Annotated in this window: 26 protein-coding genes; 14 read left to right on the top strand and 12 right to left on the bottom strand. The window is 60.7% G+C overall.

All coding sequences use genetic code 11. The features are described from left to right. The first annotated feature begins 26 nt into the window (after positions 1-26). From WS91_RS04650 to WS91_RS04640, 3 genes are read left to right on the top strand one after another with little or no spacing between them, the layout of a single operon-like run. The gene (locus WS91_RS04650; protein ID WP_231751975.1) at positions 27-1,244 is read left to right on the top strand and encodes a DUF1173 family protein; all 1,218 of its coding nucleotides are present in this window, start codon (positions 27-29) and stop codon (positions 1,242-1,244) included. A gap of 53 nt (positions 1,245-1,297) precedes the next feature. Continuing rightward, complete coding sequence (locus tag WS91_RS04645; protein WP_059669858.1) at positions 1,298-1,714, top strand: hypothetical protein; 417 nt, start codon at positions 1,298-1,300, stop codon at positions 1,712-1,714. Between the two features lie 39 nt (positions 1,715-1,753). Further along, the gene (locus WS91_RS04640) at positions 1,754-2,500 is read left to right on the top strand and encodes a Lar family restriction alleviation protein (RefSeq protein WP_331458319.1); all 747 of its coding nucleotides are present in this window, start codon (positions 1,754-1,756) and stop codon (positions 2,498-2,500) included. Between the two features lie 603 nt (positions 2,501-3,103). Here the strand turns inward: WS91_RS04640 and WS91_RS04635 are convergent. The 4 genes from WS91_RS04635 to WS91_RS38105 all read right to left on the bottom strand — a co-directional run bounded on the left by WS91_RS04635 (position 3,104) and on the right by WS91_RS38105 (position 7,477). Beyond that, complete coding sequence (locus tag WS91_RS04635) at positions 3,104-5,380, bottom strand: S8 family peptidase (RefSeq protein WP_231751974.1); 2,277 nt, start codon at positions 5,378-5,380, stop codon at positions 3,104-3,106. 187 nt (positions 5,381-5,567) lie between these two features. Continuing rightward, positions 5,568-6,593, bottom strand: a complete 1,026-nt coding sequence (locus WS91_RS04630) for an AAA family ATPase (protein WP_059579459.1) — start codon at positions 6,591-6,593, stop codon at positions 5,568-5,570. A gap of 38 nt (positions 6,594-6,631) precedes the next feature. Then, the gene (locus WS91_RS32095) at positions 6,632-6,934 is read right to left on the bottom strand and encodes a helix-turn-helix domain-containing protein (RefSeq protein WP_082758089.1); all 303 of its coding nucleotides are present in this window, start codon (positions 6,932-6,934) and stop codon (positions 6,632-6,634) included. A 318-nt stretch (positions 6,935-7,252) separates the two neighbouring features. Next, positions 7,253-7,477 carry a hypothetical protein gene (locus tag WS91_RS38105; protein ID WP_059669840.1) on the bottom strand — a complete coding sequence of 75 codons (225 nt, stop codon included), beginning with the start codon at positions 7,475-7,477 and terminating at the stop codon, positions 7,253-7,255. Between the two features lie 469 nt (positions 7,478-7,946). Here WS91_RS38105 and WS91_RS04620 point away from each other — a divergent pair, with 469 nt between their 5' ends. Continuing rightward, positions 7,947-9,965 carry an ATP-binding protein gene (locus tag WS91_RS04620; protein WP_197422208.1) on the top strand — a complete coding sequence of 673 codons (2,019 nt, stop codon included), beginning with the start codon at positions 7,947-7,949 and terminating at the stop codon, positions 9,963-9,965. A gap of 334 nt (positions 9,966-10,299) precedes the next feature. On the opposite strand, the gene WS91_RS04615 is transcribed toward WS91_RS04620, so the two are convergent. After that, complete coding sequence (locus WS91_RS04615) at positions 10,300-11,448, bottom strand: helix-turn-helix domain-containing protein (protein WP_059669838.1); 1,149 nt, start codon at positions 11,446-11,448, stop codon at positions 10,300-10,302. Positions 11,449-12,968: 1,520 nt separating this feature from the next. On the opposite strand from WS91_RS04615, the gene WS91_RS04610 reads away from it, so the two are divergent. From WS91_RS04610 to WS91_RS04600, 4 genes are all read left to right on the top strand, one after another. Beyond that, the gene (locus WS91_RS04610; RefSeq protein ID WP_059669837.1) at positions 12,969-13,973 is read left to right on the top strand and encodes a PRTRC system protein D; all 1,005 of its coding nucleotides are present in this window, start codon (positions 12,969-12,971) and stop codon (positions 13,971-13,973) included. Between the two features lie 9 nt (positions 13,974-13,982). Then, entirely contained in the window at positions 13,983-14,318 is a 336-nt protein-coding gene (locus tag WS91_RS04605; RefSeq protein WP_059669836.1) for a hypothetical protein, read from the top strand. A gap of 118 nt (positions 14,319-14,436) precedes the next feature. Beyond that, entirely contained in the window at positions 14,437-14,586 is a 150-nt protein-coding gene (locus WS91_RS35485; RefSeq protein ID WP_156432286.1) for a hypothetical protein, read from the top strand. Further along, the gene (locus WS91_RS04600; RefSeq protein ID WP_059579491.1) at positions 14,583-14,837 is read left to right on the top strand and encodes a hypothetical protein; all 255 of its coding nucleotides are present in this window, start codon (positions 14,583-14,585) and stop codon (positions 14,835-14,837) included. Before WS91_RS35485 ends, WS91_RS04600 begins: the two co-directional genes overlap by 4 nt. 43 nt (positions 14,838-14,880) lie before the next feature. Here WS91_RS04600 and WS91_RS04595 read toward each other — a convergent pair whose 3' ends face one another. The 6 genes from WS91_RS04595 to WS91_RS04570 all read right to left on the bottom strand — a co-directional run bounded on the left by WS91_RS04595 (position 14,881) and on the right by WS91_RS04570 (position 19,096). Next, on the bottom strand, positions 14,881-15,105 hold the full coding sequence (locus WS91_RS04595) for a hypothetical protein (protein WP_059579514.1): 225 nt from the start codon (positions 15,103-15,105) through the stop codon (positions 14,881-14,883). Between the two features lie 99 nt (positions 15,106-15,204). Beyond that, complete coding sequence (locus WS91_RS04590) at positions 15,205-16,347, bottom strand: DUF7146 domain-containing protein (protein ID WP_059669835.1); 1,143 nt, start codon at positions 16,345-16,347, stop codon at positions 15,205-15,207. Between the two features lie 396 nt (positions 16,348-16,743). After that, positions 16,744-17,334: a single-stranded DNA-binding protein gene (gene ssb / locus WS91_RS04585; RefSeq protein ID WP_059579545.1), complete on the bottom strand. Its 591-nt coding sequence runs from the start codon at positions 17,332-17,334 to the stop codon at positions 16,744-16,746. Between the two features lie 11 nt (positions 17,335-17,345). Further along, positions 17,346-18,185, bottom strand: coding sequence for a hypothetical protein (locus tag WS91_RS32090; protein WP_082758092.1), 840 nt, complete (start codon positions 18,183-18,185; stop codon positions 17,346-17,348). Further along, a complete protein-coding gene (locus tag WS91_RS04575) occupies positions 18,173-18,622 on the bottom strand; it encodes a hypothetical protein (protein ID WP_059579548.1) in 450 nt (149 codons plus the stop codon). The genes WS91_RS32090 and WS91_RS04575 overlap by 13 nt, the downstream gene beginning before the upstream one ends. Before the next feature lie 111 nt (positions 18,623-18,733). Beyond that, positions 18,734-19,096 carry a hypothetical protein gene (locus WS91_RS04570; protein ID WP_059669834.1) on the bottom strand — a complete coding sequence of 121 codons (363 nt, stop codon included), beginning with the start codon at positions 19,094-19,096 and terminating at the stop codon, positions 18,734-18,736. Positions 19,097-19,519: 423 nt separating this feature from the next. Here WS91_RS04570 and WS91_RS04565 point away from each other — a divergent pair, with 423 nt between their 5' ends. The 5 genes from WS91_RS04565 (at position 19,520) to WS91_RS04545 (ending at position 23,495) form a co-directional block, all read left to right on the top strand. Next, positions 19,520-20,221 carry a nuclease-related domain-containing protein gene (locus WS91_RS04565; protein WP_059669833.1) on the top strand — a complete coding sequence of 234 codons (702 nt, stop codon included), beginning with the start codon at positions 19,520-19,522 and terminating at the stop codon, positions 20,219-20,221. Between the two features lie 229 nt (positions 20,222-20,450). Beyond that, the gene (locus WS91_RS04560; RefSeq protein ID WP_059579535.1) at positions 20,451-21,686 is read left to right on the top strand and encodes a hypothetical protein; all 1,236 of its coding nucleotides are present in this window, start codon (positions 20,451-20,453) and stop codon (positions 21,684-21,686) included. 49 nt (positions 21,687-21,735) lie between these two features. After that, positions 21,736-22,935 carry a FlhC family transcriptional regulator gene (locus WS91_RS04555; protein ID WP_059584037.1) on the top strand — a complete coding sequence of 400 codons (1,200 nt, stop codon included), beginning with the start codon at positions 21,736-21,738 and terminating at the stop codon, positions 22,933-22,935. After that, entirely contained in the window at positions 22,925-23,122 is a 198-nt protein-coding gene (locus WS91_RS04550) for a hypothetical protein (RefSeq protein WP_059584040.1), read from the top strand. Before WS91_RS04555 ends, WS91_RS04550 begins: the two co-directional genes overlap by 11 nt. A 7-nt stretch (positions 23,123-23,129) precedes the next feature. Then, a complete protein-coding gene (locus WS91_RS04545; RefSeq protein WP_059669832.1) occupies positions 23,130-23,495 on the top strand; it encodes a hypothetical protein in 366 nt (121 codons plus the stop codon). A 700-nt stretch (positions 23,496-24,195) separates the two neighbouring features. On the opposite strand, the gene WS91_RS35480 is transcribed toward WS91_RS04545, so the two are convergent. Next, on the bottom strand, positions 24,196-24,753 hold the full coding sequence (locus WS91_RS35480; protein ID WP_156432285.1) for a hypothetical protein: 558 nt from the start codon (positions 24,751-24,753) through the stop codon (positions 24,196-24,198). On the opposite strand from WS91_RS35480, the gene WS91_RS04535 reads away from it, so the two are divergent. Next, complete coding sequence (locus tag WS91_RS04535; RefSeq protein ID WP_059669830.1) at positions 24,740-25,753, top strand: CAP domain-containing protein; 1,014 nt, start codon at positions 24,740-24,742, stop codon at positions 25,751-25,753. The two genes, WS91_RS35480 and WS91_RS04535, sit on opposite strands and share 14 nt — an antisense overlap. Positions 25,754-25,787: the final 34 nt, after the last annotated feature.

Below are 25,787 nucleotides of genomic sequence, written 5' to 3'. Positions count from 1 at the left end.
CGACTGACAAATCGACCGGACTAGTCTTGTTCGCTGGAACCAGCGCCCGGTTAGAGGACGTCCAGGAACACCCAGCCACCTTCGTCCGCCCGCTCAAGCGCGCGAAGATCAATCCGGGCTACGCGCAGTGCCTTTGCCGTGGCGCCGCGGCTCCGCTCCGCCTCCAGATCCGCCGATACTGCAGCCTGCTGCACCTCGCCGGGTGGCCGGATGAAGGCCCGTTGCACGACCGCGAGTCCTGCTCGTTCCACAAGGACCCGACCGAAGGCGAAAGCGACGCAGGGAAGACCCTGCCGGCCATCGATGCCACCGCAGCAGGCTTGCGCGCGAAGCTCGACGTCGCTCTCACGCAGGGCACGGTCGGCGCGACGTCCAGAGCCCCACGGCAAGTCGTCACCCCCACAACCTCCCGCCGGTCGGCGCCACTCCTCGGCTTCCTGCAGGCACTATGGCAAGTCGCTCGGCAAAATCGCTGGTCCGCCACCGATCGGACGCGGAACCGGGGCGTCTGCAATGCACGCATCTTGGCCGGGCTCGGGGACGCAGTGATCAACGGCGAGCCTGCGGAACAGATCCTGCACGTCATGCGCAGGTACCAGGAAGCTGAACGAGCAGCGATCAACGCGGAGTTCGACGCGTTTCTCGCCCGTGTCGGTCAGCGCGACGGCACGAACTATCGCGGCCTTGTCGTGGGCGAGATCGCAGAGATTGGCCTGACCCCTTACGGGCGCTCGCTCACCTTGCGCCAGAGCGCCAAGCGATACTACTGCAACACCGAACTGATCGCTCTCGCGGAGAAGCGTTACAGCCACGCGATGCGCGCTCTCAACGACCGTACTGCTCGTGTGGCAGCGATTCTTGTGATCGAGCGCACATTGAAGGGTCATCACGTGGTGGTCGATCTAGCCACCATGCTCTGCTCTTTGACCTACATCGCGTGCGATTCCATCCACGAAGTCGCAATGGCGAACCGGCTCGTCGCCGAAGGCCGTAGCTTCGATAAACCGATCCGGCTCGAAGACGGAGCCGAGATGCTGCCAGACTTCATCCTCATGGACACACCAGTTCCAACCCACATCGAGCCGTACGGCATGAACGGCGTGGCCGAGTACGAGACTCGCAAACGAGAAAAGCAGCGTCTTCGAGTCGCGCGTGGGATTCAAGCTGTCGAGTGGGACATTGACGTGACCGCGTTGGCCGACGTTCGATTGCCGCCCGTCGCGCGCGGAAATGCGGGAACTTGACTTCGACGTGCGAGCGGCAAGATGGAGACATCTTCACAACCAGGATGCTTCCAATGCACGGCAAGTCGCTGTTCCTCCATCGCGCGCTCTCCCGCACCGATCAGTGGGGCCCGCAGTTTCCTGCCCTCTCCATGGCGTGCCGCCATGCCGATTCCTTCTCCGGCGGCCGGCAGATCGCTATCGCCGTTACCGATAGCCGCAGACTGCGTTGCGCGATCTTCATGAACTTCGGCGCCGTCGTCGAATTCCACGCGTCGTGGCAGGAACTAGAGCGAGCCGGGACGTGGTGGCACTACGCGCGCGCCTGGCACTTCTGGGTCGTCGAGAACCGAGAATCTGCGGATCGGATGTTTCTTTGCGATTCCAGCCAACTGGTTGTGACGCCATCTGGACTGAACGCCTGTTCTGGCACGTCGACGAACGCACTCCTGTCCCTTGTGCGCGCCGCCGAGGAACAGGTGTCATCCTAGCGCTCCGGCCGGTATTGAACAGAATTCGGAGGGAGTACCATGCTTTTCTCGGTTTTGCTGGCTCGCGAAAACCGCAATAATGCCGGCGATGCGAAACTTACAGCCCTCCAACACATGATCGAACAGCTCTATCCATGTGAGCATTGTGGTGGCCGGCCGACCGTCGGCCGATCCCAACGACTCGTTGACTGCGACGAGAACCGCCGATTCGACTTCAGCCACTTCGGCAGATTCGGCGGACCGCCCGAGCTCGGCGACGTCCTTCCGCGGCCCCCTGAGGCTCCGCGGACAGAGCCCCTCGTGTCGATTTACTGCACCGATTGCGGAATGTCTACGCAATGGGAAGCAGGCGGGGAAGACGAGACAGCCGCGAAGAACCGATGCGCGGAGACATGGAACCGCCGGACAAATCGTCCCCGTACAACGCACGACGATCTACGGACGCTGATCGAGCGCGAGCTCGGTGCGTGCGACACCCAGATGGTGCTCGATATGCTGTCACGGGCCGAAGGTGACTGGGTCGAACTCGGGCCGATCTTCAAGATGTTGGCCCAGCGTATCATCGACGCGACCGTCGTCACCTTCGACACGTGGCCGATCGCGCCTGTGCTCGAGGACGCCAGCCGGTATCGGAAACTCGTTCAGCTCGCTAAGTGGATCGAAGTCGACGGCCAGGACTATGTCCAGTTTTCGAAAATTCACTCACCGAGCGAGCACTGCGATTTCCTGTTCGAAGACCGGATCGCGATCGCCGTCGACGCTATGCCGGATCGCGACCGCTGGTAGGCGTCCGGAGCCACCTCCGACATACGGCCAATACTTGATCGCTTGGTGCGTGGCCGCCGAAGCCCGCGCTGAGCGAAAAAAAGCCGGCTAACGCCGGCTTAAAGATGGTTCTAGCTTTTCCGAGGGCCTTGCCAGAACCTGAGAGACACACTCAGTTTATCGATCGCCGGCCTCGCTCAATGAGCGTATGCCTGACGATTTCCATACTCATTCTGGCAATCACGCATCAGACCGAAAAACAACACAGATTTCTGCGGATGTCGCTGTCCGACCGATAGTGTTGAAAAACTCTGGGGTAAGCGGTCCCCTGAAAACTCACTCGGGTACCCGACGGAAGAGTTTTTCAACACTATCGACCCGGCCCGGTCATCCGACATGTCGGCCATCGGATGGCTGCTTCCTGGCGCGTTGCTGTCATCTTCACCCTGGTGAGGGATAACGAGTGGTTAGGCCGCTGGCCTCGTTCAAAGCGCCCTCAAGCGGCGCTTCCAAACGTGCTGGCCTCTGACTGCATTGGAAACGGCCATGATGACTGTGTCCAGATTGCTCGCAGCATCTTTTGCGCGCGTGGAGATGAGCGCTCTGCGGGGTCCGAGCCGACTATCAGACCTCGATCGCAATCTTGTTCGCGATCACGCTGTACAGGTCGATGTCCGTCTGCTCCGTTCGCAACGAAACGATGAGGCTATAGCGAGCGGGCAAGGCGTAGCGCTCTAGACTAGGGCGCGTGCGCCACCAGCCTGCGGACGGATAGACGGCTAGAAAACCGCGGCTGGCCAACTCCGCGGCGGTGCCTTCCCAGACATCCTGATGTAGCGAGCCGCGGTGCCGCTGTCGGTCGCCCAGGTGCCACCCGGCGTCGCGAGGGTTGGCGGCAGCGCCATCGTCTTCCTGCTGCGCGGCCGCGTTGATCCGAGCCACGAAATCCTCGACTGATGCCTCAAGAGGCCGCTTGAGGTCAAATCGCAGGCGATGTGACGGATAGTGGAACTTCGAGGTTGCACCGCGGGCCGATGGATTGGGCTCCACGAAATAAGACAGCGTGACTCGCATCTGCACCCGGGCGTTTTGCAGGGCCTCAAGCTCCTCCTTCGGCCATGGCAGCGCATGCAGATTCATATCGCGGCTGACTACGCCGCGCCCCTTCTCCTTGGTGTAAGGGTGGACTGCATCTTCGATGACCAGAGACAACGAGTTACCCGCACTCCAGAGCGCAAGCTCGAGATCCGGCGTTCCCCAGCCGCAATGACGGATCAAATTCACATAGTCCTGCTTACTGGGTTGCCCACCGGCAGGCAGGAACATTTGCCGCATCGCTGGCGTCCACTCAGCGGCGTGAACGATCAGGGCTCGGACCGTTTCAGCCCGGAATTGCGGGTACGCCGCCATGACCTGTGCGGCCATCCTCGCGCAGAGAGCCGATGCCGCACTCGTCGCATTGGTCGTCGTGAACAAGCGCTCGTCGGGCACGTTGTGCGTAGTGAGCAGATTGAGAGCGGGAACTCCGGAAGCACCCAGCTTGTCCTTGCCGACATTGCCCCCTTCGAAAACCACGTCGGGTTTCAAGGGCCACGCACTGTCCCATGTACGCGATGTCGTGGTGTACGGGCTGAGGCCGCCTTCCGCAGCAATCGCCGCCAGGCCCGCGATTTCAGTGTCAATCTTGTGCGTGCAGGCGCCGACGGTCAGTGCATTCCAAGCTTGTCCCGGGTCGTGCACGAGGTTCGTCGCCAAGCTATCGGGATACGTCATCCAAGCGTCGTGACTGCGGGTGTTGCCAGATGCCAGAACGAACAGCCGCGGGGTTTCGCCTCCGCCATCGACATCTGACGCAAGGCGGTCAAGCATCGCCGACCACGAGGAGGGGCGACCGCGATCACGGTAGTCGGATGCGGTGACCGCCGTCGCGAAAACCCGCGCACGGTCGGGATGGGTGATCTCTGGTCGGCTGACCGCCTCGGCGAACAGGTAGGCATGATGCCTGGCGTCACCTGCGTTGTCGCCCTCTTCGGAAACGAGCTTCACAGACTCCAGTCGATGCGTCACCGTGACTGGCGCGGCCTGTCCCACGGCCGCGGTGAGTTCGCCGTAGGTAGCCAGACCTGCCAGGCCAGTCCCGTGATTGGCTGTGTCGTCGACTCCCCAGGCGGGGTTGACAGTGTGCTGGTCGGGCCCGTGCAGCAGCGGCGCCAGCATCGGATGACCACGATTGACCCCCGAGTCGATGAGGCAGACATGCGGCGCGCCGGCAGCAGGCCAAACGGCGTGCGCCAGCATGTCGTCCATCCACGCGCCTTGCTCTTCAACACCCATCCCATCGAAGAATTCAGCCGTGTCCTTCGCCTTGCGAAGTTCGGCAACGCAGTTGAGTAGCAGCACCGACTGGCTCAACTGCGCTTCGGATCCGAACATCGTGATGACTGTTCGCTCGGGAAAATTCGCCTGGTGCTCGCTGACTTCGCAATCTGCCGACTGCGCAAGTTTCCGAAAATCTTCAACAACCTTCAGCCGATCTTCTCGTACCGGCAGCCACACTTCCCACCAGAACGCTGTGTCAGCGTCGTCGGGTAGGAGTGCCGGGTCGTCGGTCCACAGTGCGCGTAGCTCTGCTTGACGGATAGACGCGATAGTGTTCAGCAGTGGCTTGTGGTCGAGCGATTGACCAGATGCACCCTTGCGGTCAGCCAGGTACTCGGCGACGTAGGTCTCGAAGTGCTCCAGCTTGCCATCAGGAACGAACACGTTGGCAAAGGTCACGTCGCCCGCCTTGCGGACGCTGAGCAACTCGATGTGCTTCGTCTCGTTTCCGAGGCTCTGGAAAGCCAGTTCAATGTCGGGCTGGCCCTCGAATTCGACCTGAAGGCCGAGGCCGCTTTCCATACCGCTTTCTCGCTGGGCCTGTGTTGCCTGCGCCATCAATGGTCTGAGCGCTTGCAGCTGTCCCTGAAGCGCCTGGCCATGTGTTTGTCGATCCCTCGCCGGTAGTGTCGGCGACGAACCGCCCCCCGGGCTGTGTGCTGTAAAGGCAACGGCCTCAGACGTGTTGTGAAGTACGAGGTGGGGACGCTTATCGGCCTCTGGTGGCATCTCTGGACGGTTTGCTGTTATTTTCGAGTCGTGCGCTCAGGCGACGTCGTTCCTCCAATGCTCGAACGAGCATCTGCGTCGAAACCTGCTCGCCTTCGTGCATCACGGTTTCCTTGATCGCTTCGTCCACCGCGCGCCGGATCTCTGCATAGCTAAGACCTTCCGCTTTGGCCACCAAGGACTTCAACGCGAGCGGCTTCGGCGCAAATCGCGCGAGTCGACTGCGAATCAGTTCTCCCGCTTGCTGAGCGCTGGGCAAGTGGTACTCCAGGACATCATCAAATCGGCGAAAGAGCGCGTAGTCGAGGATCTCGGGATGGTTGGTCGCGGCGACGATCAGACTGTGAGACTGGTCGTGCTCGATCATCTGCAGGAAGCTGTTGAGCACGCGCCGTATTTCTCCCACGTCGTGCGCCAGCCCACGCTGAGATCCAATGGCATCGAACTCGTCGAAAAAGTACACGCCGCGAACGTCGCTGATGGCGTCGAACACCTGGCGCAGCTTGGCCGCGGTTTCGCCCATAAATTTGGTGATCAGCGCATCGAGGCGCACCAGAAAGAGCGGCACGCCAAGTTCGCCGGCCAGCACCGAGGCGGTCATCGTCTTTCCTGTGCCAGGGGGCCCTACGAGCAGCAGCTTGCGTCGCGGCGATAGCCCGTGCTCGCGTATGCGCGCGTTCAAGCGCTGCTCCTTCAGGATGCGCTGGATTTGTTCGACGACGCCTGCATCCAGGACCATGTCGACCAGCCGGCTCTTGGGATAGGTCACATGCAGCAGATTGGCCAGTTCGCCACGCGGTTTGGCAAGCGGCACCAGCTTGCCTGGCTCTGCGTTGAGCCCACGGGACTTCGCGGCGTCGATCATGTCACGTAGCTCTTCAGCCAACTTGCCGTGCCCGACCTTGGCCTCATGCGCTGCCACCTGCATCGCCACGGAATAGAACTGGCCATCGTCACGGTTGATATGTGACTTCACGAGCGCCCTGAGTTGATCAGCGCTGGCCATGATAGGCTACCTCCCTACGAATCGTTGCAAGCTGCGAATCAGCCATGCGTGACCTCATTCCGATCAGCCGGCGCCGATGACACCACCGCGCGCCGCAATTCATCAACCAGACGTTCGTCGATGAACCCCAGGTCAGAGGGCTCGGCAGCCACCAGAAACAATGTCCCGACGGGCACATGCAAAGCGTCTGCAATTTTCGCGACCGTAGAAAGCGTAGGGTCGCGCTTGTTGTTCTCAAGAAGCGACAGGTAAGAGACGGAACATGCGGCGCGGCGGGCCACGTCGCCCTGTGAGATGCCCCTATGCTGGCGAAACCAGCGAATCGCTTGTCCTACGTTCATATTGATCCTCGGCGGCGACCACCTAGCTCGCCTCAACCCATCTTGAGTTTGCCATTTTACCAGCAGTCAAATCAATCGAGGACTCTTTCGAAGGCCGCGGCGGGATACGTCACAGGGAGTCCCCGTGGCGATCTGAACGCTCGGGATGTTTGCGCGCCGTGCGCAAGTATCTAGGCTTCCAAGGGACATTGCTCCGACGAGACTTTGCCGGGCACTACTGCTGCTGACGAACGCTCATAATGCGCTCAACATGGTGGCCTCCTTGACGGCGTTGAAAACGGCCATGATGACCTTGTCCAGATTGGTCGAGGTCACGCTCTACAGCGTGTTGCGGCGGCTCAACGCTGTACGTGATTCGAGGAGCGCGTGGTAGATCGTCCACGGATCGGCGTCCCGGTTCAGCTTCATCATCGCTTGGATCAGACCGTGCTCAAGCGGATCAAAATGCCGGTCCCGAACACGCTGTCCACGATTGCCCACGTTCATGGCCAGCAGGTTGCCTGCCCTCACCTCGTAGCTGATCCAGCGCGCGAATTCCGCCATGGGCAGGTTGTGGGAGGCTTCGAAAACATCGAACAGTTCTGTGCGCCGCCGTTGAATGTCCGAAAGCGGCGCAGGGATAGGAGCTCGCAGCGGCGAGACTGCCGGCAGCCGCTACGCAGCCACCGCTGGCACCAGCGGGAGGGAGTCGCCGGTCTTGGCCACAACAAGGATCGGCGTCGTCACAGGATGCTGAGGCCGCGCCTCTGCGTGGGAGCCACTCCATGCGCCAGTCATGTCTTCGCGATGGATGGTCGGTCGACGGCGTGCTCGCGGCTTTCCTGCTCTCATAATCGATGTCCGTTTACGACCCATCTCTGCCGTTCGGCAATCGATCTTTCTACTGCCCCTTCCTCCTGCACAACGGTCATTCGTCGGGACACAGCTGATAGAAAAGGCTTAGGGCCGGAGCGGCGGTAGAATGCTGCGATCCAAAACAGTGAGACGCAACAAACGGAACGGGAGAATGGGCATGGTGGAGAAACAGTACGCGGTCGAGGTCCAGTCGGACTTCCTTGAGAAGATCACGCGTGCGAAGCCCGTGCCGGCGCTGTCCGAACTGATCTGGAACGCGTTCGACGCGGATGCAAAGCTCGTTGATGTGTCGTTCGAATACAACGATCTTGACACTCTCGACGCGATTGTCGTGAAGGACGACGGCGAGGGCCTTCCTTGGTCCGAAGCAGAATCCTGCTTTACCTCGCTGGGCGGCTCGTGGAAGAAATCCAAATCGCAGACCGCCTCCGGCCGGTTTCTGCATGGACAGGAGGGCCGCGGCCGGTTCAAGGCGTTTGCGCTCGGTCGCGTGGCGGAATGGAAGATCGTCTACCGCCGCGACGGCAAGCTCTGGATGTACACCATCCGCATGTCGGCGATCGACATACGTCACGTTAGTATCAGCGATGAAACGGAGGTGAAGGGCGATGCCTCAACCGGCACGACGCTCACCATATACGAGCCCATCCGCGACTTCCGCACATTCACGACCGAGGACGGCCGTCAAGAACTGACCGAGGTCTTTGCGCTCTACCTTGCCGACTACGAAGACGCGAAGATCGTTCTCGATGGGACGACGATCGACCCGGGTGCTGCCATCGCGGGGCGCAAATTCTTCAACCTCACCGATCTCGTGATCGACAACAAGCACTATCGGGCTCGCCTGGAAGTGGTTGAATGGAAGACGAACGGCAACCGCGCGCTGTACCTCTGCAACGAACAACGTTTCCCGCTGTTGCAGGTCGATCGGCGCTTCCACATCCCCGGCCAGTTCCAATTCTCCGGCTACCTCGCATCGCCCTACCTCGACCGAGCTCTGAAAGAAGGCACCGTCGAACTGGCTGAAATGCAGCCGGGCGTCCTGTTGGCAGTCAGCGAGGCGCAGCAAACCATCAAAGACCATTTCCGCGCGCGCGCGGCCGAAGATGCCCGCACCGTCGTGGAGGAGTGGAAGGACGAGGCGGTCTACCCGTTCAGCGGTGAGGCCATGACTCCGGTCGAGCAGGTCGAGCGCCAAGTGTTCGACATCGTGGCAGTCAACGTCGCTCGCCACCTACCGGATTTCGGCACGAGCCAGCCGAAGAACCGCAAGTTCCAACTCCGTATGCTGCGTCAGGCGATCGAGCGCAGCCCGGAGGACTTGCAGGTCATTTTGGACGAGGTGCTGAACCTGCCGAAAAAGCAGCGGGAAGAACTGGCCCAACTCCTCCGGGACACGACCCTGCCCGCTATCATCGGTGCCGCGAAGATCGTGTCCGACCGCTTGAGGTTTCTGACCGGGCTGGAAGCCGTGCTGTTTGATCCCGAGCCCAAGAAACGGTTGAAAGAGCGCTCGCAGTTGCACAGGATCATCGCGCAGAACTGCTGGCTGTTCGGCGAGGAGTTCGGCCTGTCGGTGGACGACCGATCGCTGACCGAGGTCCTGATCGCACACAAGAAGATGCTCGATCCCAACATCGTCATTGACGCGCCGGTCAAACACATCTCGCAAACACGCGGCATCGTGGACTTGATGCTGTCCAAAGCCACGAAGCGACACGTCGTCAAATTGACCCACCTGGTCGTCGAACTGAAAGCCCCCAAAGTGCCCGTAGCGGCGGCGGAGATCACGCAGATCGAGAGCTACGCGTTCTCGGTGATGAGCGATCCGCGGTTCAAGCAGGTGGACACGACATGGGTCTTTTGGGTCATCAGCGACGAGCTTGCGCCGTATGCCGAGAATCGCGTGCTGGACGACGCTGGGCTGATCCATACGAAGGACAACCTGTCAATCTACGCGAAGACGTGGGGCCAAGTCATCGAAGAAAACCGCGCACGGTTGAAGTTTTTCCAGGACGCGTTGGAAGTGCAAGTGGATCGCGACGCCTCGCTGAAATATCTGCAAGAGCGCTACGCGGCACACCTCGAAGGGGTGTTTGAGGTGGACGAGACCGATGGGGAAAACGAGGCTGGGAATGAGGTCGAGACCGACGCGGACGGCACCGCGCCGTCTTGAGCGATCCCTGCGTGTTGCGAGGTTTTCGCTCAGCGTCGGCGGCGTTGAGCACCGCGTTGACTGGAAACCGTTCGAGGAAGTCCCGCAGACCATGGTTGCCCTTCCAGACATCGTGCGCCGCGGCGATGGCGGCGAGGTCCGCCTTGTCGATCGGATCCTTCTTGTCGTCCGGCCACGTGGCGAACCCGTACCCGGATCAAAACAGGGAAAATCGCGGTCGGCGCACGAGCGCCTTAGTTGACGTCTGCTTCCAGAGCCCAAGCTGCCTTCCGGGTGCCCAATGGCAGATGTGAGCGGATGACGGCTCATGGCCGAATGCCGATTGTCCCCTCAGTTAACCTGTCATAGTTTTCCCGGGCATGCCCAGGATGCGATACAGCGCCTGACGTGAAATGCCCAGCGCCGCCGCGGCATGACTCTTGTTCCCGCCGGCCGCGTCGAGCGCCGTTTCTACTTTCTCGACGGTCGGCAGCGCTTTCTTCAGCATGTCCTGCCGCACAAACGTTGACAGGTACGCATTCGCCTTCGACTTGCGGCTGTGTCCAGCGGCCTCCACCACTCGGCGCTTGGCTTCCGCATGGGCGGCCGCATCCGGGCGCGCCGCCGATCCCTTGATCGGTGCCGGCGCTGCCGCGACCTGTTCGTAGAGCGTCTGCAGATACTCGTGACGCAACCCATGGCTCGTCACACCGATCCCGCTTTTCGTCACGCCATGCTTGGCGAGCACGTAGTAATACCAGTCGCGCCACTGCTTCAACGTCCGGCCGACTGGAATCGTGGACCCCGTGACGCCGTTGCTCAGCCGCGCAGCTTCCTCGAGAATCGCAACCTTCCGTTCGATCGGCACCTCCCGCGGCCGCCCGCCCTTTGTCCCGCACGTCACCGCCAGTACATTCGGATCGCGAACCGCCTCCACCGGACGCAGCATGAAGCTCTCTTCGACGCGCAAGCCAAAAGCGGCCTGCAGCTTGAGTTGCACAGCCGTGTATGGACATGTCTTCGCGATCTCTTCGATCTTGGCCGCCGCGTCCACCTCGTTCCCCACCCACGATTTGTCTTCGGTTGCGACGTAGCTGCGCTCGAGGCCGGCCACGCGGCGATCGACGTAGTCGCCGAGCGTGCCGACGAGGTTCGCCTTACCTAGCCACTGCGCGAGTGCCCGCAAGTAGGTGAGCTTGTTCTCGATCGTGCCGCCGGACTGTTCAGCCTTCACCCATCGATCGATCAAGTACTCGATGTGCTTCTCCTTCAACGACCACGGCGTTTGCAGGGCGAACCCGCCGTCACGCAGTTCGACGAACGCCTTGCAGATCGCGGTCGCCCGGTATTCCTGCGTCTTGATCGACAACGCACGTTTGCTGATCCTCGTCGTGCTGTGGATCTCGGCGACATGCTGATCGAACAGCACCAGCAGTGCATCGCGAAACTCCGGCGGCAGTCGATAGCGGCCCACAACAGCTCGGACGTTGAGGATCGCAGCCATACTCCTACTCCTTGCGGCCAACGCCGCTTGCACCCAGCGGACATCACCCGCCGCTCAATACCATTAATCGGTCATGCCAAGCACGTCGCGTTTCCCCGCGACGTCGTCCCACATCTCGGCGCGACGACATCATCGCTCCTGGCCCGAGGGGCTCACGCCGACTCCCGCTTGCGAACACAACGTACAGCCCTGGTGCTTCGTCAAGCACAGGTCTCCGCGGCGCCACGCGTCGAAAATCACTCCAACGCGGTAGGTGTCATCGTTCAACCCAACCCGCGCGTGGGACATTCGTCTCTGCGCTGGGAATTCGGCATCGACCGTCAGCGCCCGCTTCGCGCAGGCTTTCCTCGCGTCAGACAACGCGGAGTGTTCCCGACAGTTCAGATCGGCCCCATAGACGTTCACCTTAACCGTCCGTTGCGTGCCCCTACCTGGCACCACGCTGGACTATCCCTCTACCGCCATCGCTATCGCGCAAGCGGCTCCGACGGAATCCGCCGGTGCGGTCCCGCCCTTCCTGTCCTTTAGCGATTCCATCCGATCAGCCCGGTGCATGGGAAGTGCATGCATTCCGACCGTCCACCCTGCTGCCATGACCGCAACGCAGCCCGCGCTTCGCGCAAACCGTCACCGATCATTTCGCGCCCGACTGTCGGGCGCGTTGCGCGGATTCACTCCGCACAGTCCAGCTTCGTGGCTACCCTGCCAGCCTGACGCTTGCGCGTCTCGACGTCGACGATCCTCGCGGTCGCCAACGCCGGGCTAAGTGCCGGGCAATTCCTGTTGCGCATTTTGGTTACGGCTGCGCCTACCGTTCGTTCTTCCAATCGGGGAATCGCGACGCCGGCTTCTCCGGATCGCAAGACTTCCCCCGCCCCCAAGCACGTTCATGTCGGCCGCGGTGTATCGGGCTTCCTGAACGCACCCAGCTCGTTCGCTGAAAGGGCGTGAGTAGACGCAATCGAGGCCACGTGAACTGTCCGCTGTCCGGCGTCCACATGTCCTCATTGCATCCCATTGCGACAAACCGCCGCCAATCGTATGGATATCGCACTGTCCAGGGGTCCTCAAGGTGGACCACTGTGTACTTGATTTGCTTCAAAAGAAGGCCGCGTCAATGTGCGGCCCGGACATTTCACTGCGTAGAAGGCCCAGGACGGGCCAGAAGGAAGGTGTGAGCGCCTGGTGCTCGGGTTCGATGCGTCGATGACGCGGTAGGTGATGCCAAGAATAGGCCGATTTGTCACGCTCGACAGCGCGAAAGCTGACGGGAAGTGCACGGCTTTCCGAAACTTGACTTTGCGACCCGCTCGATAGACTGGATCACGCAATCTCGGACCTTATCCGGGAGATTGACGGGTCCAGCTCTGCTATCTCCCACTTTATGTCCGACTTCGGAGACGACCCATCCTCAATGTCCGACTTTATCTAGGACTTTCGAATTTAGGTCGTACCGTAGGTCGACTTCAGATTCGACATTGCACCTGCTTTCCATGAACCATCGACCAAAGGAGTCACCCTTGAAAACCGCAGTCTTTGCTATCGACGTCGGCTACGGCAACACGAAGTATGCCCACCGTGCCGCGAACAATTCCATCGTCGCAGGCATGTTCCCTTCCCTCGCACCGCTTGCTGCCAGTCGCGCCATCGCCGGCTACGGAGAAGGTGTCCTGACCGCGCGCAAAGTGGCCACCATCGTCATCGATCTAGTCGAGTACGAGGTCGGCCCCGACGTCTCGCTGACCGCCGCCTACGGCAACACGGGGCGCGCACTCGCGGACGACTACGTGCTCTCGGACAACTACGCCGCGCTGCTCTTCGGCGCGATCCACTTCACAGGCGTGTCGCACATCGAACGCCTGGTGCTCGGCCTACCCGTCCACAACATGAAGAAGTACGCGACCGAACTCAAGGAACGCTTCACTGGCGAACTGGATTTCGGCGCCGGCCGCGTGACGATCGACAAGGTCATGGTGATCCCGCAGCCGCTCGGCTCGCTCGTTCTCGCGTCCAGCGGTCGGCAAGGTGGCTTCGCGCGGGACGTCGAGCATCTCGTCGTCGACGTCGGTTACTTCACGACCGATTGGGTCTACGCGAGCGGTTTCACGATGGACGACAAGCGCAGCAGCGGTATGCCGGGCGGCGCATCGCAGATCTATCAGCGGATCGCGTCGCTGATCGCCCGGGACCAGGGCGACGCAGTGGAGGATATCGAGCGGATCGACAAAGCGCTGCGTGAGCAGACGCCGTTCTTCTTCTTTGGCACCAACATTGATCTCGCACCCTATCTCGAGCAAGCGCAACCGCTGATTTCAGGCGTCGTGAAGGAAATGCAGAACAACGTCGGCCGGCTGGCGAACGTCCGGTCGATCATCCTGTCCGGTGGAGGAGCGGCACTATATGCGGCGGTGATCCGCCGCGCCTTCCCGCGCGTGGTGATCGAAGTGATCGACGCGCCGTGCCTTGCAAACGTGCGGGGATTCCTGCTGGTCGGCGAATCGACGATCGCCCGCGAGCGTCGTTAAGGAGGTGGCATGAGCGACAAGATCGAGATGACCATCACGATCAACGAGCTCGTGTCGCCGCTGCTGTTCGAGCGGTTGAGCGCGTGTCCTACGGCCCGTCGTCGGGCCGCCGTCCTCAAGGCGCTGGCGGAATCAGCCCTGCGTCTGGAAATGATCGGGCACGTCGTCGCCGCACCACGAGTGGCCACGCCGCTCCCTCCGCCGGCGGCACGACAAGCACCGCAGCTACGCGACTCAAGTGCGGGTGATAGCGAGGGTTTTCAAGTAATCCGCGTTGGGGATGGAAACCTCGACAGCGCGGACTTCGGCGATGCGCTTCACGATCAACTCGGGACGTGGCTGTAATCTTAGGCCAGCCCGATTTTTCGGGATTTGCTTTTTGTATAGGCCTGAGAAAATTGCTGTGTGAGGTCGGTGTCCAAGGCGTGTTCCATGTCTTGCGCCGATAGATAAGGAGAAAAACATGCTGGAACTGATCGAGTGGATTCGCACCGGTGAAATCGTAGACAAGCTCACGTCGCCGCTCTTTCTCGCCTGCGCAGTTGCGTTCGCGGTCGCGGGCTACTACTGCGCAGAAGCGCTCTCTGCCGCCCAACGCCAAGGTGAAGAATGAGCACGATCGGGGGCTTCACTTCGGCCATCGTACGCGGTTTCAATGCGTTGCCCTTCGTTTTGCGCCGCCTCATTATCGTGATGATGTGCTCGGCCATCTGGCTGGCGGGCTGTTTCATGTACAAGGCAGGGGCGAGCGACCTCGCCATGCTGTTTCTGTTCGGTGGTGCAATCGGCGCGCTGTGGGCCAGCGGCACGTGGCGTATCTTCCGCTTAGTGCTGCTGCTGGTACTCATCTTCGCCGGCGATTAAGCAAAAAAAACGACTTCCCGAAGGAAGTCGCTTGTTTCCAGTCTTAGTGCTCTCTGCTCTTCGCCTTTTCTTCGAGCCATGCGATACAGAAATCGACCGCAGGTTGGAAAGCTTCATCGCGCAGGACGAAGCGATCATCACCTTCGAGCAGCCGGTCGATCACGTCGAAGCGCGGGCCACCAGAACTGTCCGTCGCTTTCGACGTGCCCACCGCGGGCGTAGCCGCAACCACTTCAAACTCATCCAGCACCAGTCGAAACGAGCCCATCTGTCACCTCGTGATGTCGCCCGGCGCAATACGGCCCGGAGAGGACGTATCCCCACCGGGCAAGAAAAAAAGTGCCGGCGATAGCCGGCGTCAAAATCATCATGCGGCGCACATCCCGTTACTGCGGATGCGTGTCAGGTTTCGCCGTCGTGTTTCCTCACGCGCCAGTTGCCTGGCGCGACCGAACTCACGCTCTTGTGCCCGTCGCTGGTGCTGCAGCTTCCACACGTCGCAGAAGTCCACACCCTCGACCACGGATTTCACGATCGACACACGCTTGCCGAGCGCACGAATGCGACCTGCGAGCGCCTGGGCGTAATGTTCACCTGGCCGGAAACCTCGCCGAGGGTCCACCTTGTCGCGATCGGCGTAAATGATCACGTGGTCGTAGTCATCCCAGTTGATGTCAGCATGCTCCAGCCCACCGCAATTCAGCAGGCAGCGGACCTCGATGCGATTCTCATACCGGGCGACAACCGCAAAGCCGGTTTCGGCACCTTCCACCAGGGCAAGCGTACGAGACCGCGTCGTGTTGAGCGGCACCGACGAACCAAAACTGCCGGCCGGCGCGCTCATCTCCAGCTTCGCCCGCTGCTTCCCTTTCTTCGTGCGGAAAGGAACCTTCTCACCGTCGACAGTGAGATAGGTGCGATGGAGCCGCCGCGGCTTTCCGGCCTGCGATCGCGCGCGCAGCAGCATCACGGGAAACTTCCCCTGCGTCTTCCCGAAGGCATCGATGTACTCCATGCCAGGGTGGCAGCGCACGTCCCGTCCGATCCACTCGGGCCGCAGCCCGGGAATCCGCGTGGACAAGTAAGTCCAGACCGGCGTATCGGCAGTCACCAGCGCGGCACCATCCCACGCGGCCTGCATCTCGCGACACTTCTGCTCGTCACTTTTCTCAGGCCGGACCGGGACAGGCTTTGCCCTACGCGCAACTGCGACGGCGATTCCGCCGTTGTAGTTGCCCGTCTCGAGCTCGTAGTAGATTTCGCGATACGGCTTGCCAGTCACCTCATGGATAAGCTGCACGCCCGTGCCGCCCTTCAGGCAACGGGCGCAGTGCCAACCACCGCTGGGGTCTTTCTCGGCGGGAAAGAGCCGGAAGGTCTCTTCCCCTTCACAGAGTGGGCAGGTCCACCAACGCTTGCCGCCATCCCCTAGAAATCGACTGTCGATGTAATGCGGAAGGATGTTGGGCCAGTCCAGATTCGCGAGAATCAGTTTCTTTAGCTCGCGCATGATTCGTCCTCCATTCGCCCGACGACGAAAACGCGTGCATCCGCCAACACTTGGATGGCCAGCACAGATGGATCACCAAACCTCTCGCCCGCCGCGGCCTCCAACGTCGCGTCGAATCGACGCGACACGGAGAGCCCCGAGCGGGACGAAAGGCAAAAACACTTCACGTTCACGGATCTCTCCAGTTGGACTGCGGGTTTTTCGATGCCTGAGACAGGCGCAGAAACACTTGCTCAACGAAGCCACGCGCGAGCGCTTCGGCTTGGTTCAGCAACGTCGGCGGAACAAGGAATGCGGGAGGGAAGAAAGACGGCGTGTGACGCGCCCGAAGGCACGTCGCACGCTAAAGGTGAGAAAAAACAGGAGACGAAAACGAAACGGTGAGACTTTTCGGGATCAGATCACCGACCAGGCAGCACGGGAATGGGATGGGCAAAACGGTATGTCGTCGTCCATGTCTGCGAAGCCACCGCCACCACCATATGACCTCGTCTGATCCGGCGCGGGTGCCGAATGCTGGGAACGTGCCGCCGTATTTGCAGGCGGTTGGCCGGGTGCGGGGCGCGCTGCCGGGGCGGCCGCCTGCCGGCGAGTGCCCTGCTCGAAATCGCCGTCGCCACCGTGACCACCGCCGTCACCGCGACCGCCACTGTTGCGGCCGCCGAGCATCTGCATCTGGTCGGCCACGATCTCGGTCGAGTAGCGATCCTGCCCGTCCTGGCCTTGCCATTTGCGCGTGCGGATCTTGCCTTCGACATAGATCGCACTGCCCTTCATCAGGTACTCGTTGACGATTTCGGCCAGCCGGCCGAAGAACGAGATGCGGTGCCACTCGGTGATTTCCTTGTACTCGCCACTCGCCTTGTCCTTGTAGCGTTCGGTCGTCGCGACGCGCACGTTCGCAACCGCGTCGCCACTCGGCAAATAGCGTACTTCCGGATCAGCGCCGAGATTGCCGATGATGATCACTTTGTTGACAGATGCCATCTGATACTCCTTCACGTGGTAATTGACCACAGCCACTTGTCCCACATGACTTGCTGGCCGTTCTTGAAAATGGGTGAGCCGTCTTCCTTGCGGAACGCCGGTACCTTGATCTTGCGCAGGCGCTTCACCTTGACGGTGTCGCCGACGCGGCAGCCACATTCGGCAATCGCATCTTTCAGGCCTTCGCCCTGCAGTACCTGTTCGCCGCCCCTCGTCTCGAGACGAAGCGCGAACGAACGATAGCTGCGAGATCGTCCAGGTCGACGATCAGGGAAGGTTTCTTCGCCCCAGCCCGTGATCTCGCCTTCGACCGCAGCAGAGCGCGCCGCATCGTCGCTGCCAACGCGACGCTGAAATCGGGGTCTACTGGATTGACTCGCGGACAGCGAACGCACCTCGAGTTCGCCATCCGATAGCGGTCGCCCGACCTCCGACTGTCGCGGCGATCTGGCTTCTGAATCCGCGGCAGGCGAAGCGACGCCCGGTGCGGAAGTGGCCGGTACGCTATCGCGACGGATCGCTGTCGCGATCGCATCCTTCAGCGGTGCCGGATGCTCATGCAACAGCGCCCAGTGCGGCACCAGTACCGGGAGGATCTTCGTGCCGAACATCGTGTCGCCGGGTGCGTCGTCGAAGGCTGGTACGAACTCAACTACACAGTCGCCTTCGTCGACGAACAGATGGGCGATTCCATCTATCGTGACGAACGTCTCGTTGGATGCACCGATCCCGACCGCGCGTTCAGTACTGCCGGATGATGGCGGCTGATGCGCCGCCGACATCGAGTTTCGCGGACTGCCCGGAAACGCTTGTGCGAGCATGCGTGTGAAGAACATCGCTACGCTACCCATTGCGCCTCCAACGACAGTTGACCGCTGCACCACCGGTTGAGTGTGTTGAAGTCATAGTTGAGCAGCGGAACGTCCCGGATCGCATCCTGCATGGTGCGTGGCCGCACGCGTCCGAGTGCGCAGACGACCTGGTACGGAATCGCCCCGGTCCAAAGCTCCATGATCCAGCCGAGCGTCGCGTAATAGTCGACCTTGTCGACCGTCCGGTTACACAGACGTTGATGCAACACTTCGGCACAGTCGATCAGCGCTTCGGGAACGTTGTCGCTATGTCTGCTATCGAGGGCGAAGAAGATTACCGCCTCGGCGAGCTTCTCGCGCACGTGCGGCTCCCAAAGAGAGGGGTCCGGGAGGGGATCGGGTTTTGTCGGGGAAATGAGAATCGGCGATTCGCCGCCGAACATGTCGAGCTGCCAACCAGCCACATGCGGTTTCATGAGCGTGCTCCGGATATCACCCGGGCACCACGTTCCCATATCGGGAACGTAGTTCCCGGTGGGACATGGGGCGACCGTGCATATTGCTTCGCACGGTCGGACAGGGGCGACTTACTTCGTGCCCGTCTTCAGCGGTTTGGCGCTCGTCTGGTTGGACGGTGCCTTCATGGGAATGACAACGGCCGATTTCGCGTACTGCCGTTGCGGCGCCTTCGCTGCCGTCGCACTGGAATGTGCGGTCGCGCCTTGATCACGATTCGCGTGCTGCACGGTCTCTTCTACATCACGAGAATCGGCGGTATCGCGTTCGGACGAACGCGGGGCCTTCCTCGCATTGTTCTTTGCGTAGTGGAATGCAGCAATCACCAGGAACAGGGAAACAAGGATCGACGTCGTCGCAACATAGAGCACCAGGCACACGGCGAGGAGCTTGAACGGCGATATGAACGCGCCGCTGAACAGGGACTTCAACATGTTTCTCTCCAGAGAAAATCGAACAAGGGAATGTCCGGACAACGCCCGGTGGTTTCGATGCTCAGAGTGAGCAAGGAAATCGGCGCGAAGCACTTTCGTCCGCGACCGAATGGTCAGCGCACGAAACAGCTCAGGGCCGATCGAAGGGAAGGCGCGGACAGGCCGCGAAATGGCAGAGCCGGTTGACTCAGGAAGGTCGATGCGTCAGGAACGCGTGATAGAGGTAGGGTAAGCCGCGCCGACGGAAGGCCCGCGCCGAATGCTCGCCAATCGCGTACAGCTTTGGCCGCGTCGTCCCGACACAACCGGTTGTGGGGCTAAACCCAGAATGCTCCAGAAAATCGTATAGCTTTCTCCGGAACTTGACTTCCAAAAATCGGAGACAAACTGGACGCGTCACTTCAACAAACGAGGCGCATCCACATGGTCTGGACGGTCATTCTTCTCGCCGGTGCCTGGGCACTGATCAAGCAGTATGCAAAATCGCATCCGCGTCGCCCTTCCTTTCCCCCTGTGACGCGGAGCCAAGCGTCCGGCGACGCCGGCGAGGCGCGCGTACTCGTCGAACTGCGCCGTGTCTTGTCTCAGCTCTGCGGCAGCGACTTCTATGTCCACCCCACCGCGCTTCTGTTGCTGCACGCGCCGGGGACCGAGTTTCCGACCGCCGAAGTCGACCATCTCGTCGTCACGCCGTTTGGCATCTTCTTGATCGAGACCAAGAACTGGGCCGGCTCGATCCTGCCCGGCCGTACCGCGGATCTAGTCTTGTGCCACCTCGCCGGCGGCAAGCCGGAGGAGCGGCGTTCACCGATCAGCCAGAACCGAGCAAAGGTCGCCTTCCTGCGCGGCACGCTGCCGGCCACTTGGAATGTGCAAGGCCTCGGCGTCTTCGCGCACGACGACTGCACGCTGTCCCCGGATCTACCGCTCGCCCTTATCACCCTTCGCGATCTGGGCTACTGGCTTCGCACACAACGGAACCGTCATGCGAAATCTGGGAATCCCGACATCAGTGTCTCGGAAGCGTGGGACGTTGTGCGCCGATTGAGCGTGGACGACCCGACCGGATCGGCTCTTACTGCCCACCGCCATAAAGTTGCCCGAAATTCATCCGTAAACAACTGACCATCGCCTTACATTTATTAACAATTGAAACAATCCGTTTCAGTTTGTCGGCGAGCGCCATTCCGCGAAAGACGCATTGATTCGTGCAGCTTTCGGTCCCTGATGCTGAAAAGCGCCGCGTAAGCTGGTGTACACCCCCAAGTCTCGCTTCCGTCGGCCGGGTCCCGGCCGATCCCACTAGCCGCCGATCCCGTGCCAGGGAAGGCCGGCCCCTTAACTGGAGAGTGCTTTGTCCAAGAAACCGTCGAAGAAACCTGAAGACGACGAAACCTTCGATCCCACCGTCCCCGACAATTCCGCGTCGGACAGCGAAGAACTCGACCTGCCCGCAACGTTCGCGCATGTCCCCGACAAGCTCGAACTCAGTGCGACCGCGCGCGAAATGTTCGCCGATCTGCCCGAAAATCTCATTCGGATCATCATCCACGAAAGCGAGGAAGTCGCGCACTCGACCCGCAAAATCCTGCAGGAACACATGCGGATTGGCGGCAACTTCGCGCATATCCATGCCTCCGTGATCGGGCATTTCGTCAGTTCGCAGGGGGATACCCGGAAAGTCCGGAACCAGGCCGCCGAGCTCGTCTACGCCTTTCTCACCAAGCTCTTCAGGAAGTCGAAGTCGTCGGTCAGCCTGTACATCCGGTGCTACAACAAGTTCTCGAACAATATCGGCGCGGTCGAAATGTTGACCATCAGCGACATGTCTCTGCTGGTCCACAACCACATCAGCGATGAAGTTGTCGAGAAGGTGATCGAGGCGAAGCGCGAGGCCCCCGACCTTACCAAGAGCGAGGTCAAACGCCTCATCGCGTCGCTTGAGGATCAGATCGCCGGAAAGGACAACAGCATTGAGGAGGCGACCTCCCAATTGACCGCCACTGTCGGACGACTGGACGACGCGCAAAAGGAGATCGACCGCCTTTCGGTCGAACTCAATTACGTGCGGCAGGAACAGGCGCGCGAGAAAGCAAAGGCGCAGGAAACTCAAGTCTCACTCGCCTCGTCCGGCAAGCAGGTGTCAACGCTGCAGCAAACGCTCGCGAACAGGGAACGCGAGGTCGAGCAGCTCACCGCCGAAATCGTCAAGCTCAAAGCGAACCCGTTGAAGACTGAAGTTCCGGTGCCGACGCTGCCAGATTCCTACACGACCCTGCAAGAAGCAATGTCGGCGAAGCTTGCCGAGTTCGAGGCCGCCAGCACCCAGCTTGAACAAGCTCAGGCACAGCTTTCGGAGCTCGAGGCGCGCGCGCAGGAACACCGCGCGTCCATCGAAGCAAGCGAAGTGCTCGAGAAGAAAATCCGTGGCCTGATTGACACCTTCAGCTCGTTCGTACAGGACTACCACAGCGCGCAGCTACTCGCGACCGCGGACGGGAGCCCGACCCGCTTCAAACCGCTGTTTCAGGCGTTCAGCGACCTGATCGGCAAATTCCATGGCGAGGTGATGGCGGCCGCACGGGCCTAATTAGCGCGGGCCGCGCTACGTTGTTGTGCAGTAGAAGAGAGATACAAAAATGGACAAGAAGAATTCGCGCGAGACCTACCGTTCGATCGAGCGCCTTTACGTACCAAACTGGCTGTCCGAGCGCATCCAGGTGACAAACTTCGACCTCGTCGACCAGATGAAGTGGCTGCTTGAGATGGATGGCGCCTTCAACGACATCCTGGCCGTCGAGCGCAAAGAAATCGACCACGTCAAGCATAACGAGGCTTCGCTGCGGAATCTCCTGCGCACGCCGTTCTTGATGGTCGCCCCGACGCTCGAGACGGTTGAAGACTGGCGCTGCTTCGTCGATGAAACGCCGACGACAGTCGCGGTCGATCAACTGTTCCGGAAGCTGCCACCGCTCGACGCGCTCGCAAAATTCTCGGTCGAACAGCACAACCGGATCTTCCTCGATCTGGTGACAAGTGTGATCCACCTCAGCGTGCTTGCGGCTCCGTTGCTCGGAATCACGACCGCGGTAGCCACCTACCTCGCGTCCGTACCCACCTACAAGCTGCGGATCGCGCTCGGTCGGATGCAAGGACTTCCCCTGTTTCGCTGGCGTTTCAACACGCCGACGTTCTGGTATCAGTTCACCGCCAGCGACCTGACCGACGAGATGGTGGCTCACCAGATCATGGCGACCTCGCCGATCCGAATGAACAGTGCGCCTGGCAAGGCCGGTTGGAGCGAGCTTCGACTGCCGCGAGACAAGAATGAGACCTACGCGTGCGCCCTGATGGCCTACGGGTGTCGCGCGTCGACTGCCGCCAGCCTGTTCCGCCTGAATCAGAATGCGATGCGGCAACGGTATGTCGAGATGCACGGCACCAGCTCCCCGTGCGGCAACACGCCGAACTCGCTCACGTGGTTCGTCGAGACGCCAACCAATCGCCTCCACGGCACGATCTTCACGTGGCTCTACCGCGCCGCGCTAGCGTCCGGCGCCAACGCACCGCAAGCCCTGATCGCGACCAACGACGTCTACCAGCAGATCTTCGGCGGCAAGCACGCGATCTCCGTCGACCGCGGCTGTAACCTGACTCGGGCGATGGCCGCAGACAACCGACTCACGATCGCGCCGTGTCGGACCTGCCGGACCGAATACATCGTGAGTAACAACGACGCGAAAATCGAGATGCACCAGAGCTTCGATTGCCCGGCCTGCACGGGGCAGCTCGGCGCGAAACGGCGCGGCGGCAAAGCGAGGGCACGCAATGAAGCATAGTAGCGAACGTCCGGCCACCGGTGCGGTGCCCGACCTGCCGGCGAGCCTGATCGTAATTAACGGCGATTGCCGACCGCAGTTTGCGTGGTACGACGCCGAGACTGAGCAGTACTACTCTGAGGCCGATGGGTACGTCATCGTCGACGTCCGAGCCGCGCTGCCTTGGGCGGCGGTCTACGTTCACTAGGTGCCGCATGGACGACCTCGCCTACCTCGTCACCGAAAGCAACGCCGCGTGGCTCGACGGCCGTGGCGACGGTCGATTCGAGCGGTACGAACGGTTCTATCAGTCCGAACGTGGGAAGCATGGTGAGGCATTCGAGCTCGAGCGGATCAACGGCGCGTACCCCGACTGGGTCGGCAGCCAACCGCCGCCTGTGCTTGTAATGCTGGCCAAGCCGTGGTTCGGCAAGGTTCTGGTCGCACTCACGTGCATGTACGTCGGTGCTCAAGTCGTCCCTGCCGTGTCTTCTGCGATCCCATACAAGTCGACCGTGCTGCTCGGCGTGGCTTTCGTCGGGTTGCGGGTATTTCACTGGAAGCGACGACGCGCGCGATGACCGCCAGACCTTGAATCCCGCCCAGTGGCGGGATTTTTTTTTGCCGTCCGCCATTACCAAGATAGTAGGCAGTCGCCTGCGCGAACTTGGCATTGCTGCCGCGTCGGTAGGATGGAGTGACATCCTCCCTCAGATCAACGCAGCCTACCCCGACTGGGTCGACAATCAGCCGCTGCCCGTGCTCGGGCTGCTGGCCAGAACATAGTTCGGCAAGGTGCTAGTCACGTCAGGTCGTCCCTGCCGTGTCTTCGGCCATCCCGCACAAGTCGACCGTGCTGTTGGGCGTGGCCTTCGTCGGACAAGGGATTTTCCACCGGAGGCAGCGCAAGACCGGAGGAGCATCAGAATTTGCTTCCCGCCTATGGCGGGTCATTCACATTCCCATGCGCATGTCGAATCAGATAGAGATATACAATCGTGCTCGAAGCGTGATGCTCGTCGCTAGTTCCAGCTCTACCAGGAGACCAAAAAAACAAATGAATCGAATTTTCTCGGGGCTTGCTTCTGCGTTGCTCCTTGCCACCCTTCTCGTCGCGTGCACTAAAGGTGACTCCCCTTCGTCGACCATTGCCAGTGATCCCCTTGTTGGGGAATTCGGAATCGCTCAGAAAGGGAAGATAGCGCCTGCTTTCAGGGTCGAGAAAACTGACGCGGGGTACATCTTTAGCTACGAACACAAAGGCTCGTGGGAGAAAAGCTCTCAGGTAGCCCCCAAATTCCCTCGCGAACTTTTCGAGGAATTGATGAAATCGAGGACCGACGAATCGTTCACCGGTCTTGTCGATCGAGTAATCATGTTTGCGAAAGTCAAGCCAGGCTTCACCGCAGGAAATTTCAAGACTTCCACTGGATACATGATCATCATCATGATGGGTGGCCCGATCGAAGTCGTAAAGATGTAGTGCTCACCGCCGTGCGAAATACAAATAGTCGCAGGCACGAAGCGCACACGATGACGAAAGGCAAGGATCGTATGGCCACCGGTGCCCTTCATGATCACCCACCGCCGACCAGATGAAAACCAGACCTTGAATCCCGCCCAGTGGCGGGATTTTTTTTCGCCATGGCCCCTTAAGTCTGATGTAATCATTCCGTAAATTAGAACTGGCGTTTTTTGGCTCGCCCAAGCCATTTCAGAAGACTGGGCCGTCGGCCGCGCGAACTTGACTTCCCGGCCGCGTCGATAGGATGGAATCAAGGGTTCGCGGTGGGCGAGCCCAACAACAATACGAGGACCAAACGCAATGAAGAAGCTCACGACCATCAGCCTGTCCGCCCTCACGGTGGCAGCGGTGCTCACTCTTGCTGCCTGCGGTGGCGGTGGTGACGGCGGATCGAGCCAGCCGGCAGGCAACAACGACTCCGGTTCCGGCAACAACGGCGGTGGTGGCGCAACGACGCCAACGCCGCCGACCGGGACGGTAGCGACCCCGCAATACGACACCGGCAGCGTTCAACTCGCCGCATTTAACCAGGTCAACAAGTACCGGTCACAATGCGGCTTCCCGACGTTTCAGCAGAACACCATTCTCGACCAAGCGGCCGCCGCGCACGCGTCCTACGGGCTTCAGAACAACGTGATCGGCGATAATGAGACGACTGGCAACCCGGGCTTCACCGGCGTGACCTACGCCGATCGGGCGGCCCATTTCGGGTTTCCTTCGTCTGCATTTTCGACGGGTGTAAGCAGTGGGTTCTATACAAACGCAACACTGTCAAACGATCAGTACGGCAAGGATCTGGTCGACGGTTTCGTGTCGGGTGTCTATCACGTGGCCTTGGTCACATGGCCGGAGACCATCGCCGGCGTCGGTGTCGCAACGACGACCTACAATGGCTTCCCGCAACTCTCCGCGACGATCGCCTTCGGTGTCGACGGCAAGTCGGCCGGAAGCATGCCGCTCACTTTCCCGTGCAATGGTGTGACTGGCATTCCGTATGCCGCATCTGGAGAGCGTCCGACGCCCCCCGGAACATCCGGCCAGTGGGGCTCGCCGATCGCGGTGACCGGGAACACAAGCGACAAGGTCACGCTGCAGAGCGCAGTACTCGTCGACCAATCCGGGACTCAGATCCCACTGAAGATGCTTGACGCGACGAACGATCCGAACAAGCTGTTGCCCGCCTTCGAAGCTGTCGCGTACCCGGTAAGCGCGTTGAAGCCGAACAACACGTACAGCGCAACGCTCAATGGGACCATCAACGGTACACCGTTCACGAGGAATTTTTCGTTCACCACCGGCAACACCATCGGCTGATTCTGAACGCCGCCGCGAAACAAAAAGCCCCGCA

Source organism: Burkholderia sp. MSMB1498, assembly GCF_001526245.1.
GTDB lineage: Bacteria > Pseudomonadota > Gammaproteobacteria > Burkholderiales > Burkholderiaceae > Burkholderia > Burkholderia savannae.
This window is presented reverse-complemented; position numbering and strand designations above follow the sequence as displayed.

Bases quoted from the DNA above. Each gene is read 5' to 3' on its own strand.
- WS91_RS04635 (WP_231751974.1), bottom strand. From the start codon at position 5,380: ATGGAAAGCGGCCTCGGCCTTCAGGTCGAATTCGAGGGCCAGCCCGAC.
- WS91_RS04590 (WP_059669835.1), bottom strand. From the start codon at position 16,347: ATGCGCGAGCTAAAGAAACTGATTCTCGCGAATCTGGACTGGCCCAAC.
- WS91_RS04620 (WP_197422208.1), top strand. From the start codon at position 7,947: ATGGTGGAGAAACAGTACGCGGTCGAGGTCCAGTCGGACTTCCTTGAG.
- WS91_RS38105 (WP_059669840.1), bottom strand. From the start codon at position 7,477: ATGGCGGAATTCGCGCGCTGGATCAGCTACGAGGTGAGGGCAGGCAAC.
- WS91_RS04600 (WP_059579491.1), top strand. From the start codon at position 14,583: ATGAGCACGATCGGGGGCTTCACTTCGGCCATCGTACGCGGTTTCAAT.
- WS91_RS04575 (WP_059579548.1), bottom strand. From the start codon at position 18,622: ATGAAACCGCATGTGGCTGGTTGGCAGCTCGACATGTTCGGCGGCGAA.
- WS91_RS04595 (WP_059579514.1), bottom strand. From the start codon at position 15,105: ATGGGCTCGTTTCGACTGGTGCTGGATGAGTTTGAAGTGGTTGCGGCT.
- WS91_RS04645 (WP_059669858.1), top strand. From the start codon at position 1,298: ATGCACGGCAAGTCGCTGTTCCTCCATCGCGCGCTCTCCCGCACCGAT.
- WS91_RS04640 (WP_331458319.1), top strand. From the start codon at position 1,754: ATGCTTTTCTCGGTTTTGCTGGCTCGCGAAAACCGCAATAATGCCGGC.
- WS91_RS04615 (WP_059669838.1), bottom strand. From the start codon at position 11,448: ATGGCTGCGATCCTCAACGTCCGAGCTGTTGTGGGCCGCTATCGACTG.
- WS91_RS04545 (WP_059669832.1), top strand. From the start codon at position 23,130: ATGGACGACCTCGCCTACCTCGTCACCGAAAGCAACGCCGCGTGGCTC.
- WS91_RS32095 (WP_082758089.1), bottom strand. From the start codon at position 6,934: ATGAACGTAGGACAAGCGATTCGCTGGTTTCGCCAGCATAGGGGCATC.
- WS91_RS04565 (WP_059669833.1), top strand. From the start codon at position 19,520: ATGGTCTGGACGGTCATTCTTCTCGCCGGTGCCTGGGCACTGATCAAG.
- WS91_RS32090 (WP_082758092.1), bottom strand. From the start codon at position 18,185: ATGGGTAGCGTAGCGATGTTCTTCACACGCATGCTCGCACAAGCGTTT.
- WS91_RS35485 (WP_156432286.1), top strand. From the start codon at position 14,437: ATGCTGGAACTGATCGAGTGGATTCGCACCGGTGAAATCGTAGACAAG.
- WS91_RS04535 (WP_059669830.1), top strand. From the start codon at position 24,740: ATGAAGAAGCTCACGACCATCAGCCTGTCCGCCCTCACGGTGGCAGCG.
- WS91_RS04630 (WP_059579459.1), bottom strand. From the start codon at position 6,593: ATGGCCAGCGCTGATCAACTCAGGGCGCTCGTGAAGTCACATATCAAC.
- WS91_RS04550 (WP_059584040.1), top strand. From the start codon at position 22,925: ATGAAGCATAGTAGCGAACGTCCGGCCACCGGTGCGGTGCCCGACCTG.
- WS91_RS04570 (WP_059669834.1), bottom strand. From the start codon at position 19,096: ATGTTGAAGTCCCTGTTCAGCGGCGCGTTCATATCGCCGTTCAAGCTC.
- WS91_RS04605 (WP_059669836.1), top strand. From the start codon at position 13,983: ATGAGCGACAAGATCGAGATGACCATCACGATCAACGAGCTCGTGTCG.
- WS91_RS04555 (WP_059584037.1), top strand. From the start codon at position 21,736: ATGGACAAGAAGAATTCGCGCGAGACCTACCGTTCGATCGAGCGCCTT.
- ssb (WP_059579545.1), bottom strand. From the start codon at position 17,334: ATGGCATCTGTCAACAAAGTGATCATCATCGGCAATCTCGGCGCTGAT.